13 protein-coding genes are annotated in these 13,933 nt (G+C 70.9%); 8 read left to right on the top strand and 5 right to left on the bottom strand.

Going from position 1 to position 13,933, the window contains the following annotated elements:
• Positions 1–4: 4 nt before the first annotated feature.
• Both ACQHIV_RS22905 and ACQHIV_RS22900 read right to left on the bottom strand, forming a co-directional pair.
• The gene (locus ACQHIV_RS22905; protein ID WP_427885033.1) at positions 5–205 is read right to left on the bottom strand and encodes an acyl-CoA carboxylase subunit epsilon; all 201 of its coding nucleotides are present in this window, start codon (positions 203–205) and stop codon (positions 5–7) included.
• Positions 202–1,779 (bottom strand): acyl-CoA carboxylase subunit beta, encoded by a 1,578-nt coding sequence (locus ACQHIV_RS22900; protein ID WP_427885032.1) that lies wholly within the window; start codon positions 1,777–1,779, stop codon positions 202–204. Before ACQHIV_RS22900 ends, ACQHIV_RS22905 begins: the two co-directional genes overlap by 4 nt.
• Before the next feature lie 90 nt (positions 1,780–1,869).
• Here ACQHIV_RS22900 and ACQHIV_RS22895 point away from each other — a divergent pair, with 90 nt between their 5' ends.
• The 5 genes from ACQHIV_RS22895 (at position 1,870) to ACQHIV_RS22875 (ending at position 7,734) form a co-directional block, all read left to right on the top strand.
• Entirely contained in the window at positions 1,870–3,621 is a 1,752-nt protein-coding gene (locus ACQHIV_RS22895; protein WP_427885031.1) for a hypothetical protein, read from the top strand.
• Between the two features lie 46 nt (positions 3,622–3,667).
• The gene (locus tag ACQHIV_RS22890; protein ID WP_427885030.1) at positions 3,668–4,234 is read left to right on the top strand and encodes a hypothetical protein; all 567 of its coding nucleotides are present in this window, start codon (positions 3,668–3,670) and stop codon (positions 4,232–4,234) included.
• 61 nt (positions 4,235–4,295) lie between these two features.
• Entirely contained in the window at positions 4,296–4,712 is a 417-nt protein-coding gene (locus ACQHIV_RS22885) for a hypothetical protein (protein ID WP_427885029.1), read from the top strand.
• 1 nt (position 4,713) lies between these two features.
• Positions 4,714–7,251, top strand: a complete 2,538-nt coding sequence (locus ACQHIV_RS22880; RefSeq protein ID WP_427885028.1) for a hypothetical protein — start codon at positions 4,714–4,716, stop codon at positions 7,249–7,251.
• A gap of 57 nt (positions 7,252–7,308) precedes the next feature.
• Positions 7,309–7,734 carry a hypothetical protein gene (locus ACQHIV_RS22875; protein ID WP_427885027.1) on the top strand — a complete coding sequence of 142 codons (426 nt, stop codon included), beginning with the start codon at positions 7,309–7,311 and terminating at the stop codon, positions 7,732–7,734.
• 17 nt (positions 7,735–7,751) lie between these two features.
• Here the strand turns inward: ACQHIV_RS22875 and ACQHIV_RS22870 are convergent, their stop codons facing one another.
• Positions 7,752–8,066 (bottom strand): SCP2 sterol-binding domain-containing protein, encoded by a 315-nt coding sequence (locus tag ACQHIV_RS22870; RefSeq protein ID WP_427885026.1) that lies wholly within the window; start codon positions 8,064–8,066, stop codon positions 7,752–7,754.
• A 289-nt stretch (positions 8,067–8,355) separates the two neighbouring features.
• Here ACQHIV_RS22870 and ACQHIV_RS22865 point away from each other — a divergent pair, with 289 nt between their 5' ends.
• The 3 genes from ACQHIV_RS22865 to ACQHIV_RS22855 all read left to right on the top strand — a co-directional run bounded on the left by ACQHIV_RS22865 (position 8,356) and on the right by ACQHIV_RS22855 (position 12,514).
• The gene (locus ACQHIV_RS22865; protein ID WP_427885025.1) at positions 8,356–8,982 is read left to right on the top strand and encodes a TetR/AcrR family transcriptional regulator; all 627 of its coding nucleotides are present in this window, start codon (positions 8,356–8,358) and stop codon (positions 8,980–8,982) included.
• 98 nt (positions 8,983–9,080) lie between these two features.
• Positions 9,081–11,708: a phosphoenolpyruvate carboxylase gene (locus tag ACQHIV_RS22860; protein ID WP_427885024.1), complete on the top strand. Its 2,628-nt coding sequence runs from the start codon at positions 9,081–9,083 to the stop codon at positions 11,706–11,708.
• On the top strand, positions 11,705–12,514 hold the full coding sequence (locus ACQHIV_RS22855) for a biotin--[acetyl-CoA-carboxylase] ligase (protein ID WP_427885023.1): 810 nt from the start codon (positions 11,705–11,707) through the stop codon (positions 12,512–12,514). The genes ACQHIV_RS22860 and ACQHIV_RS22855 overlap by 4 nt, the downstream gene beginning before the upstream one ends.
• Here ACQHIV_RS22855 and ACQHIV_RS22850 read toward each other — a convergent pair.
• Both ACQHIV_RS22850 and ACQHIV_RS22845 read right to left on the bottom strand, forming a co-directional pair.
• A complete protein-coding gene (locus ACQHIV_RS22850; RefSeq protein ID WP_427885022.1) occupies positions 12,492–12,986 on the bottom strand; it encodes an MOSC domain-containing protein in 495 nt (164 codons plus the stop codon). The two genes, ACQHIV_RS22855 and ACQHIV_RS22850, sit on opposite strands and share 23 nt — an antisense overlap.
• Positions 12,986–13,885, bottom strand: coding sequence for a helix-turn-helix domain-containing protein (locus ACQHIV_RS22845; protein ID WP_427885021.1), 900 nt, complete (start codon positions 13,883–13,885; stop codon positions 12,986–12,988). Before ACQHIV_RS22845 ends, ACQHIV_RS22850 begins: the two co-directional genes overlap by 1 nt.
• Positions 13,886–13,933 lie beyond the last annotated feature (48 nt).

Below are 13,933 nucleotides of genomic sequence, written 5' to 3'. Positions count from 1 at the left end.
CCGGTCAGGGGTGCGCGGACGCCCGCCACTGACCCGGGCCGGGGTGGAACGGGGTGCGGGTGTTGCGCCAGTACGTCGCCCAGCTGCTCGCGCGGTCCGTGCCGGCCGCTGGTTGTGGAGCGTTGGCACGGGCCGCGATCACGGTGACGAGTGCGGCCAGTTCCTCCGGCGTCGGGTTGCCTTTGATGACCTTCACAGTGCTCACAGTGGGATGTTCCCATGCTTCTTCGGCGGCAGGGTGTCGCGCTTGGTGCGCAGCAGGCGGAGGGCGCGGACGATCTCGGCGCGGGTCTCGCTCGGCTTGATCACGGCGTCGACGTACCCACGTTCGGCCGCGATGTACGGGTTCGCCAGGTGGTCCTCGTACTCGGTGATCAGCTCCTGGCGGCGTACCTCGACGTCGTCGGCGGCGGCGAGTTCGCGGCGGTGCAGGATGTTCACCGCGCCCTGCGCGCCCATCACCGCGATCTGCGCGGTCGGCCAGGCGATGTTCATGTCGGCGCCGAGGTGCTTCGACCCCATCACGTCGTACGCGCCGCCGTACGCCTTCCTCGTGATCACGGTGATCATCGGCACGGTCGCCTCGGCGTACGCGTAGATCAGCTTGGCGCCGCGGCGGATGATGCCGTTCCACTCCTGGTCGGTGCCGGGCAGGAACCCCGGTACGTCGACGAACGTGAGGATCGGCAGGTTGAACGCGTCGCAGGTACGGACGAACCGCGCCGCCTTCTCCGACGCGTCGATGTCGAGCGTGCCGGCGAACTGCATCGGCTGGTTCGCGACCACGCCGACGGGGCGGCCCTCGACCCGGCCGAAGCCGACGATCAGGTTCGGCGCGAACAGCGTCTGCACCTCGAGGAAGTCGCCGTCGTCGACCACCGCCTCGATCGCGGTGTGCATGTCGTACGGCTGGTTGGGGGAATCGGGTACGAGCGTGTCGAGGGCGAGGTCGGTCTCGTTCGGCTCCAGGTCCGCGGGCGCGTCGTACACCGGGGGATCCTCGAGGTTGTTCTGCGGGAGGTGACCGACGAGCGCCTTCACCCACTCGATCGCGTCCTCCTCGTCGGAGCCGAGGTAGTGCGCGTTGCCGGACTTCGTGTTGTGCGTCCGGGCGCCGCCGAGCTCCTCCTGCGTGACGTCCTCACCGGTGACGGTCTTGATCACGTCCGGGCCGGTGATGAACATGTACGACGACTCGTCCACCATCACGGTGAAGTCGGTGACCGCGGGGGAGTACACCGCGCCGCCCGCGCACGGGCCCATGATCAGGCTGATCTGCGGGATCACGCCGGACGCGCGGACGTTGCGGCGGAAGATCTCGCCGTACAGCCCGAGGGAGACCACGCCCTCCTGGATCCGGGCGCCGCCCGAGTCGTTGATGCCGATCAGCGGGCAGCCGATCTTCATCGCCAGGTCCATCACCTTGACGATCTTCTCGCCGAACACCTCGCCCAGGCTGCCGCCGAAGACCGTGAAGTCCTGCGCGAACACACACACCTGGCGGCCGTCGATGGTGCCGAACCCGGTCACCACCCCGTCGCCGTACGGCCGGTTCGACTCCAGCCCGAAGCTCGTCGACCGATGCCGGGCGAACTCGTCCAGCTCGGAGAAGGAGCCCTCGTCCAGCAGCAGCTCGATCCGCTCGCGGGCAGTCTTCTTCCCGCGCGCGTGCTGCTTCTCCACCGCCCGCTCCGACCCGGCGTGCACGGCCTCGTCGAGCCGGTGCTCGAGGTCCGCGATCTTCCCGGCGGTGGTGTGGATGTTCACGGTCTCTCCCATGAACGGGCAGCCTACGCGCCAGTACGCCGTACCGCCTGTGACCTCCGCCGCAGCCGTGAGCTGAACCTGTCCGGCCGGTAGGTTTCCGGCGTGGCGGACGCGCAGGTCAGTGCTCTGATCCGGAAGATCAACGAGCTCGTCGAGGCGGACACCGGCAGCCGGTCGATCGCGGTCGGCGACCAGATCACGCGGCGGGTGATCCGGTCCGACCAGCGGCGGCTGCGGGCGCTCGCGGCCAACCTCGACCTCCCGGTCCGGCTCACGCCGCGGGCCGGCGAGGCGGACCAGCGGGCCGAGATCCGGGCGGCGGTGACCGAGACGATCGCGAGCTGCGCCGGTGTGCTGCAGCCGCGGGAGCCGGTCCAGGAGCCGCTGTACTCCTACGGCCAGGCGCGGTACGAGACGGCCAACAGCCGGCTGTACGCGCGGTACGAGGCGCCGGGGTTCGTCGCCGGGCTCCGGCCGGGCGGGCGGCCCGACGATCTCGGCATCTTCCCGCCGCCGGCGCTCGAGGGCGACCTGCTCGCCGCCCACGCGGCCGCGGTGGCGATCAGCGCGCGGACCGGACGGCCGGCGCGCGCCGTGGTGGCCGAGCTGGTCGCCGCCGGCCGCGGCGCCCACGCGACCGCGGCAGCGCGGATGCTGCTGCAGTCCAGGCCCGGCTTCGCCGCACTGCCCGCGCCGGAGCGCAACGCGCTCACCTTGGGGATCGCCGATCACCTCGAGGCCCAGTTCGAGAACCACGAGCGGCAGCGGCCCGGTCCGGAGATCGCCGCCGTACTCGCCGACCGGCAGCGGACGGCGGAGTTCGGCTCGGCCGCGATCACGACGGCCAGCCGGGACGCGACCGAGGAGATCGCCCACCTGGAGCGGTTCTTCGACGAGGTCGGGCGGCCGGCCGCGGTGCCGCGCCCGGAGTCGGTCCACGATCTGTGCCGCCAGGTCCGGACCGCTGTCGGCGAGCTCACCGACGCACCCAACTCCCGGTGGGACGGCCGGCTCGAGCCGGAGCTCGGACAGACCCCCGACACCACTCTGCGCCTCACCCGCGAACAGGCGGTGGCGCTCGGCGAGCTGCTCGAGAGCAGCCACCTCCATCCGCTCGGCAAGGCGGACGCGGCCGTCGCCCGGGCGGGGCTGCAGGCGGCGGCATCGTCGTACGCGCGCTGGGCCGTTCCGGAGGACTACGACGCGCGACACGAGCTCGCCGCCGAACAGGTCGCGCCGCGCTACGCGACGATCGAGCAGGCCGTCGGTACGGCGTTCGCCGAGGACGAACTGTCCGCCGTCGCCGACCGGGTGCTGCCGTACGAGCTGGCGACCCAGGTACGGCAGGCGCAACCGCCCGAGCCGGATCGGCGCCTCGCCCCGGCGGCCCGCGCGTTCGCGGCCGTGATCGACGACGAGGCCGGCCTCGACAAGGGCGAGACGCTCCGCCGAATGGCCGGTGAGAACCCGGTCCGGATGGCCGACGCGGCGGCGGGGCAGCTGATGGCGGCGGCCGGCGTACCGCAGGCCGAACGCCCGTTCGCGATCCGCCGCATCGCCGACGAGACCAACGTCCAGTTCGCGGACCTGCCGACGGTTCTGGAGCACGGTACGGCGGCATCGGACTACGGCGCCACCATCGGCAAGGTCGCCGTGTCGATGGCCGAAACCTACGCAGAGAACCCGGGCCTGGCACAGGCCGAAGTGGTCGCCGCCCAGCAGGACCCGATGTCGCGCTTCGCCTCCGCGGACCCGGCCCTCAGCTATCCGCAGGGCCGGCAACCCGACCCGGCCACCACCACGAACCGTCCCGCCACCATCCCCGACCAGAAGCACCCCACACTGGACCGCTGACCCGAACCCCTCGAGCGCTGACCCTCCACCTGGCGAGGATTGATCCGTGGACTACGCCGACTTCGACTCCGAACGCCGCCGGATCGTCAAGGCCTGGGGCACCTCGATCACCGACCCGGACGAGCTGGCCGGGGCGGCAGAAGCTCTTCGCGAGCAGGCAGCCACCATCCAGGACGGTGCCGATCGGACTCGGGCCGTGCGCCACCTGCGGAACCTTGACAACCTCGTCACGGCCGCCCGCACACCAGTGAGTGAGACGCTCCGGAAAGCCGGGGAGGTTCTCCAGGAGGCGGCCCGGGCAGACGGTACTCCGGAGGAGATCAGGACCCGCGCCGTGGAAGGGATCGCCGCGCTCGGCCGGATTGCCGACAGTGCGCCCACCCTCGCCGAACGCGACGCCGTTCTCGAGATGAACGAGCCGCTCTTCGAGACTCTCGACGTACTGGACGCGACTCCGGACAGCGGATCCGGCCGGCCGGTCGACGTACGGACCGCCGGGTTCGCGAACGACCGCGCGATCGCGCCACCGACCCGGATGCCGGCCCCGAGCGGGGCGGCGACCGGGCGGGCGAACACCGGTAGCGGCCCCACGTCGCCCGATCGCGGCCTGTGACAATCGCCGCTCGGGCAGGGAAATCGGTGCCCGGTGAAACGATCGATGTGATGATGGTCGGATGGAATACGGGGACTTCGACGCTGCGCGGCGGCGAATCGTGGCCGCGTGGGGCCGCGAGATCACCGATCCGGACGAGCTGGCGGCCGCCGTCGAGCGGCTGCACGAACAGGCCCGGACCGTCGACGGCGACGCCGCCCGGGCGAAGGCGATCCGCTACCTGAAGACCATGGACGACCTGGTCGACGCGGCGCGGACCCCCGTCAGCCCGACGATCCGCGCGGCCTCCGATGTGATGATGCGGGCCTTGACACCCGCCGGTACGCCGGCTGAGCAGCGCGCCCGTGCCGAGGCAGCGATCGCCGAGATCGGCCGGATCGCCGCCGCGGCGCCCACCCTCGCGGAACGGGACTCGGCATTGGAGATGATCGAGCCGCTCGTCGAGACCGTCGACGTGCTCGACGGCCGGGTGGGCTGACGTGGCGATCGGCCGGGCCTCCGACAGCGAGATCCCCGATCTCGACAACGGCCTCTGGGAACGGGTCCGGGACGCCGTCCAGGCCGAAATGAGGGCCGATACGTCGCTGTGGAACGGGCGACTCGACTACACGACCGAGCCGACACACCGCGGGTCGGCGGCTTGGGACGGCCAGGTCCGGTTCAGCGACCACATGGTCATCGAGCCGCTGCAGGAGATGTACGCGACCCGGGGACAGCCGGCTACCCCTGAGCAGTGGACTCAGCGTCGGAACGCGCTGAAGACGATCGGCCACGAGTTCACCCACCTCGCGTCCCCGAACGGCCACTCGCACCACGACCGCGCCGCCGGGATGCGGAACCTGACGCTCACGCCGCTCGAGGAAGGCGTCACCGAGGCCTGGAGTCAGACGGCCGTCGACCGGCTCGCCGACCGTGCGTTGCCGAAGGACCTGGCCGACCAGATCAAGTCGGCACGGAACGCCCCGCACTCCTATCCCGGCTGGGAACCGGCCGCCCGGTCGTTCGCCGACCAGCTCGGCGCGGAGTCGGGCCAGGACGGCGACGAAGTACTGCGCAGGCTGGCCGCCGAACCCCGCGCCGGCAAGGCACGAGCCGCCGCCGACCTGCTGTTCGAGTCGTCGGACCTCCCGAACCTCGCACCCGCCGAGCACCACGAGACCATTCGCCAGAAGCTCGCAGACGACATCGACAAGGGTTTCGCGGATCTGAAGCCGCTCAACTCCAACATCACCGCCGAGACCTACTCGATCTCCACCCAACGCGGCATCGAAATAGCAGACGGTGCCGCCGCCTCGGTCCGGGACGCCGAAACCCACTACCGCGACTACTACCGAAACCTCCAGCAGTCTCAACAACTTCAACAACAGCAGCAGCCGCAGCAACAACCCACCCAGCAGCCGGCGCTGACACAACAAGGACCAACACAGGTCCAGCCCACCCAGCAGCTCCCCACCCAGCAGCCACAGCAGCAGCCGGCGCAGACACAACAAGGACCAACACAGGTCCAGCCCACCCAGCAGCTCCCCACCCAGCAGCTCCCCACCCAGCAGCTCCCCACCCAGCAGCTCCCCTCCCAGCCGCAGCAACAGCCGCAGCCGATTGCCCAGCAGCCGACGGCGCAGTCGCAGCAGGTTGCCGCGCGACCTCAGCAGGCGCCGGTGGCCTACCCGCAGGCACAGCAGGCTCAGCCGCAGCAGGCGCCAGGGCAGTGGTGGAACCAGCCTCAACAGCCGGCGCAGACGACGCCGCAGCAGTCCGCGTACCGGCTGACTGCGGGCCAACAACAAACACACGGTCAGCAGACGCAGCCGCATCAGCAGCCGCAGCAGACCCCAGGTCTGCAGCCGCAAGCCCAGTGGTGGTCGTCCCAGGAGCAACCGCAGCCTGGGAATCCGCAGCAGACGCCTGTGCAGCAGCAAGCGCGAGGGCAGTGGTGGTCCCCGACGCCGGCCACGCAACAGCCGGCTCAGCAGAACCCGCAGTACCAGCAGCCGCCCGCGTCCCCGGCCCAACAACAGCCGCAGCACCAGCAGTGGCAGCCACCGAGCCAGGCCAACCAGCAGCCCCAGTACGCCGCTCCGCAGCCCCCAAACGAGCGGCCGCAACAACCGCAGCACCAACAGCCACCCCAGACGCAGTACCAGCAACCGCAGCAATCGCAAACGCAGCAGCACGCGCAGCAGGCCCAGCCGGTGCAGTACCAGCAGCCGCAGTACCAGCAGGCGCCCCCGGCGCAGTACCAGCAGACGCAGCAGTCGCAGACGCAGCAGTACGCGCAGCAGGCCCAGCCGGTGCAGTACCAGCAGCCGCAGTACCAGCAGGCGCCCCCGGCGCAGTACCAGCAGCCGCAGCAATCGCAGACGCAGCAGTACGCGCAGCAGCGGGCCCAGCCGGTGCAGTACCAGCAGCCGCAGTACCAGCAGGCGCCCCCGGCGCAGTACCAGCAGCCAGCACAGGCGCAGTACCAGCAGCCAGCACAGGCGCAGTACCAGCAGCCGCAGCAGTCGCCGTACTCGCAGCAGGGCCAGACTCAGCAACAGCCGGGTGCCGGGCAGCCCGTGCGGGGGCCGCAGTCTTCCCAACCGCAGACCCAGTACCAGCAGTCGGCTCAGCCGCACCAACAGCCTCCGCAGCCACAAGCCCAGCCGCAGCAGCGTTGGCATCAACCGCAACAACCGCAGGCACCGCACCCGCAGCAGGCACCGCGCCAGCAGCAGGCACCGCGCCAGCAGCAGGCACCGCACCAGCAGCCTGGCGTGCAACTGGGGCAGTGGTCGCAGCAGGGGCGGTCGCAGGAGGGTGGTTCGCGGGGAGGGCAGGTGGGTTCGGGCGGGGCTGGTGGGGGTTCGCCGGCTCCGGATCAGGATGTGGCTGCGTTGCGTGCGGTGCTTGATCATCAGGCGCCGGCGGCTGGAGCAACGCGGGTGCCTCGGGGGCAGGCGGCTGCGGCGCGGCGTAGTGGTTCCCAGGGGAGCGAGCAGTCGGCCGGACGGGCCACCGACACTCCGAGTAGATAGACAGGCCGCACTCCGCAAGCTGACCCGTACGGACCGACGAGTTGCAAGGATTGCCCCGTGGAGTACGCCGAGTTCGACGCTGAACGCCGCCGCATCGTCCACGCCTGGGGCCGATCGATCACCGACCCCGAGGTACTCGCGCAGGCCGTCGACCGGCTGCGGGAGCAGGCGCCGACCGTCAACGGCGAGACGGAGCGGGCCAAAGCGATCCGCTACCTGACAGTGATGGACGACCTCGTCCTGGCCGCTCGGACCCCGGAAAGCGTTCCGGTGCAGCAGGCGTCCGACGTGATGCTGCAAGCCTCCAGGCTGGAGGGTACGCCCGCCGAGCGGCGGGCCCGGGCCGAGGCCGGGATCGAGGAGATCAGCCGGATCGCGTACGCCGCGCCGACTGTGGGCGAGCGGGACGCCGCGCTCGAGATGAACGGACTGCTGATGTCGATCATCGACATGCTCGACGGCGGGGAACTCTGGGAGCCGTAGCGACAGCCTCGCCCGGCTCAGGTGGGGCCGGTGGTGAAGAGTTTGGGGAGGCGGGCTGCGGCGGCCAGGTCGCCGCGGACCGTCAGTCGTTGTTTGAGGAGGGCGAGGATCGGGTCCTCGTTGCCGGTGACGATGCGCAGCAGGGTGGTGGGGTCGGTGCGGATCGCGATGTCGGGGGGAGTGGGCTGCGGGGGGAGTGGGGTGCAGCGGCCGTCGTGGACGTGCAGCCAGTACTCGTCGACCTGGCGGCCGGTCCCGCCCGCGCCGGTGATCTGCCAGTTGATGACAGCGTCGAATCCGGCGGCCCGGGCGGGTCGGAGGTACTCCGGCATCCGCCGAAAGATCTCGCGCAACGCGACCTCTCGTACTCCCCCGATGAGTCGATGCCGAAGCTCCCGCTCCGACGTCCGGTCGACCAGCGAGCGAGCTCGCTCGCGTCCAGGGCGGTCACACCCTCGGACTCGAGCCAGCGGGCACTGCCTCGTTCGGTCATCGACCACCCCCGCGGCAGTTCGTAAGGGAAGCACGCCGGACGCCCCTTCGGCGCCGTCGCCGGAAGCGTGTCCGGCGTGCTTCCCTACCAGACTGTAGGAATTTCCTACGGTGTTGTAGCTTTGTCAAGTGGTCGGGGAGGTCGAGAAACGCCGGCGGGCGCCGCACCTCGGGCCGGAGCGGCGGCGGCCCTTGATCCTGGACGCTGCGTTGGAGGTGTTCGCGGCCAAGGGATATTCCGGTACGTCGATGCAGGCCGTCGCCGACGCCGCGGGCGTCACCAAACCCGTCGTGTACGACTCCTTCGCGAACCGTGACGAGCTCCTCCTGGCCCTGCTCGCCCGCGAGGAGCAGCACCTGGTGATCACGATCGTCGGCGCGCTGCCCCCGGACCCGAGCGTCGGTACGCCGGAGGAGCACGTCCGCGACGGCCTGACCGCGTTCCTGACCGCGGTCGCGGAGCAGCCGCAGTCCTGGCGGATCGTGTTCGGGGCGCAGTACGGCGCCGCGCCCGTCGTCGCCGAGCGGGTCCGGGCGGCCCGCGCGTTCCTGGTCGAGAGCCTCCGGCTGACGCTGATGAAGTCGCTCCCGGACGTCTCCGACCCGGACGCCCAGCTGCCGGTGCTGGCCGAGCTGCTCGCCGCGATGACCGAGGCCTGCGCCCGGATGCTCGTCAACGACGCCACCGACCGCACCCCGGCCGAACTCGCCGAAACGGTGTCCCGCGTCGTCGCGGCCGGTTTCCGAAACGTTTGATTCACATACTGTGAAGTAGCTGAACACACGGTCACGATCGGCTTCCAGTGGGCGGACTCGGCAGCACGGACGGGCGTCCGCCGATAGGGTGGGCGAACGTGACCGAGACCGGTAGTGAGACCCGTACCCGCGCGCGGTTCGAGGTGCCTGAGGAACTCAGGGCCGACGTCCGCCTGCTCGGCGAGATCCTCGGCAAGGTGCTCGTCGAGTACGCCGGTCAGCCGCTGCTCGACGACGTCGAGAAACTGCGTGAGCTGACCATCGCCGGTGACGGCGCCGCTGCCGAGGAACTGGTCGCGTCGTGGCCGCACGAGCGGGCCGAGGACGTGGCCCGGGCGTTCACCTGCTACTTCCACCTGACGAACCTGAGCGAGGAACTGCACCGCGCCCGGGTGCTGCGCGAGCGGGACCGGGCCGGCAGCGAGGCGGTGGTGTCCGAGCTGGCGCAGGCCGTCGAGCAGATCTCCCGCGACAGCGGCGAGCAGCAGGCGCGGGCGTTGCTGAACGGGCTGGAGTTCCGCCCGGTGCTGACCGCGCACCCGACCGAGGCCCGGCGGCGCGCCGTACTGGCGACGATCCGCCGGATCACGTCGCTGCTGGACGAGCGCCACGACCCGCGCGCCGGCGACAGCGACCTGGCGGAGAACCGGCGCCGGCTGGTCGAGCAGGTCGACATCCTCTGGCGTACGTCGCAACTCCGGACCAGCCGGCCGACGCCGCTGGACGAGGTCCGGTCGGCGATGGCGGTCTTCGAGGAGACCCTGTTCGACGTCGTCGCCAACGTGTACCGCCGGCTCGACGACGCGCTGGCCGGGGACGCGGCCGGGACCCGGACGCCGGTGGTGGCGCCGTTCGTCCACCTGGGTTCGTGGATCGGCGGCGACCGGGACGGCAACCCGAACGTCACCGCCGCGATCACCCGCGAGGCGATGCAGATCCAGGCCGACCACGTACTGCAGGCGCTGGAGCGGGCCACCGAGGCCCTCGGCCGGTCCCTGACGCTGGACGCCGCGACCACCCCGCCGTCCGCGCCGGTACGCCGGATCCTCGAGGACGCCCGCGCGGTCAACCCGGAGCTGATCGCGGACATCGAGACCCGGTCGCCGGCCGAGCCGCACCGGCAGCTCCTGCTGCTGGCTGCGCGCCGGCTGGCCGCGACCCGGTCCCGGGACGCCGACTTCGGGTACCCGCGGTCCGCCGACTTCCTGCACGAGCTCAAGGTCCTGCAGGACTCGCTGGTGACGGCGGGCGCGCCGCGCCAGGCGTTCGGTGAGCTGCAGCAGCTCATCTGGCAGGTGAACTCGTTCGGCTTCCACCTGGCCGAGCTGGAGATCCGCCAGCACTCCTCCGTGCACGCGAAGGCGCTCGAGGAGGTCCTCGGCGGCGGCGAGCTCTCCGACCAGACCGAGGAGGTGCTCGCGACCCTCCGGGTGATCGCGCAGATCCAGCAGCGGTTCGGCCCGGAGGCCTGCCGGCGGTACGTCGTGTCGTTCACGCGCAACGCCGCGGACCTCGCCGCCGTGTACGAGCTGGCCGACGCCGCGCTCGACGGCCGCCCGATCGAGCTGGACGTCGTACCGCTGTTCGAGACCGGCGAGGACCTGCAGAACTCGGTCGAGGTGCTGGACAACGCGATCCAGCTGACCCGCGTGCGGCACCGGCTGACCGCAAACGACCGGCGCTTCGAGGTCATGCTCGGGTACTCCGACTCCGCGAAGGACGTCGGCCCGGTCTCGGCGACGCTGGCGCTGTACGACGCGCAGGCGCGGATCACCGCGTGGGCGCAGCGGAACGCGATCCGGCTGACCCTGTTCCACGGCCGCGGCGGCGCCCTCGGGCGGGGCGGCGGCCCGGCGAACCGCGCCGTACTCGCGCAGGCGCCCGGATCGGTGGCGGGGCGGTTCAAGCTCACCGAGCAGGGTGAGGCGATCCCGGCCCGGTACGGCAACGCGCCGATCGCGCAGCGGCACATCGAGCAGGTGACCGCGGCGACCCTGCTGGCGTCGACGCCGGCCGTCGAGGAGCGGGCCGCGGCGGCGGCGGACCGGTTCGCGGTGGTCGAGAAGACGCTCGACGAGGCGGCGCGGACGGCGTACCACCGGCTGGTGAAGGCGGACGGGTTCGCGGAGTGGTTCAGCACCGTGACCCCGCTGGAGGAGCTTGGGCAGCTGCCGTTGGGCTCGCGGCCGGCGCGGCGTGGTGTCGCGGTGTCGTCGCTGGAGGACCTGCGGGCGATCCCGTGGGTGTTCGCGTGGTCGCAGGCCCGGGTGAACGCTCCCGGCTGGTACGGCCTCGGTACGGCGCTGGCCGCGGTCGGCGACGTGGACCTGCTGCGGGACGCGAACCAGAACTGGCCGCTGTTCCAGGTGATGCTGGAGAACGCGGAGATGTCGCTGGCCAAGACGGACCGGCGCATCCTCGGCCGCTACCTGGAGCTGGGGGACCGGCCGGAGCTGACCCAGCAGATGCTGGACGAGCACGCGTTGACCACCGAGTGGGTGCTCAAGGTCCTCGACCAGGAGCGCCTGCTGCAGGGACGGCGGGTGCTGGGCCGTGCGGTCGAGCTGCGGAACCCGTACGTCGACGCGCTCAGCTACCTGCAGCTGCGGGCGTTGCGGACGCTGCGGACCGACGACTCGCTGGACGAGCAGCAGATCGTCCGGACCCGACGGCTGCTGTTGCTGACCGTTTCCGGCGTTGCCGCAGGTCTGCAGAACACAGGATGAGTTTCAACGACCTGGAGCGGCCCCCGCTGGACGAGAAGTTCCTGCGGGGGCGGTTGGTGCGTCCTGGTTCGTTCTGGACGCAGATCGACGTTGTCGCCGAGACACCGTCGACGAATGCTGTTGTTGCGGCTGCTGCCGCAGGTGGTCAGCCTGAGGGTCTGGTTGTCGCTGCCGAGTACCAGTCGTCCGGTCGCGGGCGGCTGGGACGTACGTGGACCACACCGCCGCGTTCTGCGCTGTTGATGTCGGCCTTGCTGCGTCCTACGAGTGTTGACGCGGCACGGTGGCCGTGGTTGGGCCTGCTGGTACCTCTTGCGGTGGCGGCCGCCGTACGGCGGGTTGCTGAGGTGCCTGCCGAGGTGAAGTGGCCCAACGACGTACTGGTGGAGAACCGCAAGCTGGCGGGGATCCTGCTCGAACGCGTCGAAGGCCCGGCTGCCGTAGTAGGCATCGGCCTGAACGTCACCCTCCGCGAAGACGAGAAACCCCACGAGGCCGCCACGTCCCTAGCCCTAGAACACGCCACCACAACCGACCGAGCCACCATCCTGGCCGCAGTACTACGAGAACTCGCCTCTCGCTACCAGTCCTGGGTCGACGCGGACGGGGACCCGGCTGTCGTGCTTCCGGAGTACCGCGCGTTGTCCGCCACCCTTGGACAAGCAGTACGCGTAGAACTCCCCGACGGCACCTTCCTCGAAGGAACGGCGCGCGACCTGGCCGACGATGGTCGTCTCATGGTCGACACAGCTGATGGCCCTCGACCGTTGGCTGCGGGGGATGTCACGCACTTGCGTCGAGCCTGATGGGGTCGCCGGCTTGGACGACGCCGGTTTGCAGCACCTTGAGGTAGACGCCGACCCGGCCGACGCGAGCAAAGCGTTGGTGGAAGCGTTTGATGCCCATCCGCCCGGACAGGTTTCCGCACGGGGTCCGGGGTGACCGAACCTCCACCAGTACCTCGCCGATCCGCCAGCGCTCACCGATCCCCGCGCCGGTGATGTCCAGGCCCCGGGTCGTCAGGTTCTCCCCGAACAAGCCCGGGGGAATCTCCCGCCCGAGTTCCGCGGCCCACCACTCCGCGTCCTCCGCGGCGTACGCGTAGAGCGCCTTGTCCGGGCCGCCGTGGTACCGCGTGTCGCACTGCCGGTCGCCGTCCAGACCCAGCACACCAACGGAAACCGGTCCGTCCACCGGGCGCTTGTCGATCGCGGTCCAGCGCGTCGGCCCGCGGATCAGCTTGTGCACCACGTTGACCGCCACCAGCACGCCGGTCATCAGCTGATCCACCGGATCGGGTCGCCGCTGTCCAGGTCGTCGCAGCCGGCGTCGTGCAGTGCGCCGGCGACCAGCGTCCGGCGGTACGCCGCGAACGTCAGCACGTGCGCGATCATCCCGCCCGCCGTGTACACCTCGACGCTGTCGCCCGGGCAGACGATCAGCTCGTCCAGCCGGTTCGCCGTACACAGCTCTCCGACCTCACCCGCGAACGCCGGCCCCACCACGTCCAGCCGTCGGCGCATGCTCTGCACGCTCTCGCCCTGCTCGACGGCGAAGTCGTACTCCTGCCCGGCCAGGTTCGCGTGCCACATCCCGAGCTGCCCGACCAGCCGGGACAGCAGCGACCGCAGTGTCGGCTCGGCGTCGATGCCCTCGACCGAGATCTCGATCGGCCGGTCCAGCTCCTCGTCGTCCAGCCGCGCTGCCTGGCTGAGCATCTGCCCGAGCAGCCACACATGATGGTCGATCATCGAACGCACCAGATCCATCGAACTCACCTCGTCCCTGGCCGGCACCCGCAACCCGTTCGGCGGGTGGAAGTGGATACCGCTGGGCGCGTCCAGCCGGATCCGGTCCGGCCGCCCACGCCAGTGCGCCGGCGGCACGCCGTACTCCCGGGCGAAGGCGCGCGTGAACGCCTCGTGCGACCCGTACCCGGCCTCGACCGCGACGTCGAGGATGCTCCCGCCACCGGTCAGCAGCCGGTACGCCGCCCGCTCGAGCAGGATCCGCCGCCGCAGCCGCGCCGGCCGCTCACCCGCGGCCGCCCGCACCATCCGGTCCAGGTGCGACCGCGACAACCGCACCCGCGCCGCCAGCTCGTCCCCGGTCGCGCCCCGGTCGTCCAGAGCATCGGCCAGCACCGAGACGAAAGCGGCGAGCACGTCGGTGGTCATGCCACCTATCGTGCCGCCGCTCGCGTTGTAGTACTTGATCGTTTTCGC

It is taken from the genome of Kribbella polygonati (assembly GCF_050320105.1).
In the GTDB taxonomy this organism is placed as follows: Bacteria; Actinomycetota; Actinomycetes; order Propionibacteriales; family Kribbellaceae; genus Kribbella.
This window is presented reverse-complemented; position numbering and strand designations above follow the sequence as displayed.

What these genes read in the sequence shown, in the direction of transcription:
- ACQHIV_RS22850 (WP_427885022.1), bottom strand. Translation starts at nt 12,986, where the DNA reads ATGACCGGCGTGCTGGTGGCGGTCAACGTGGTGCACAAGCTGATCCGC.
- ACQHIV_RS22885 (WP_427885029.1), top strand. Translation starts at nt 4,296, where the DNA reads ATGGAATACGGGGACTTCGACGCTGCGCGGCGGCGAATCGTGGCCGCG.
- ACQHIV_RS22845 (WP_427885021.1), bottom strand. Translation starts at nt 13,885, where the DNA reads ATGACCACCGACGTGCTCGCCGCTTTCGTCTCGGTGCTGGCCGATGCT.
- ACQHIV_RS22870 (WP_427885026.1), bottom strand. Translation starts at nt 8,066, where the DNA reads ATGCCGGAGTACCTCCGACCCGCCCGGGCCGCCGGATTCGACGCTGTC.
- ACQHIV_RS22855 (WP_427885023.1), top strand. Translation starts at nt 11,705, where the DNA reads ATGAGTTTCAACGACCTGGAGCGGCCCCCGCTGGACGAGAAGTTCCTG.
- ACQHIV_RS22900 (WP_427885032.1), bottom strand. Translation starts at nt 1,779, where the DNA reads ATGGGAGAGACCGTGAACATCCACACCACCGCCGGGAAGATCGCGGAC.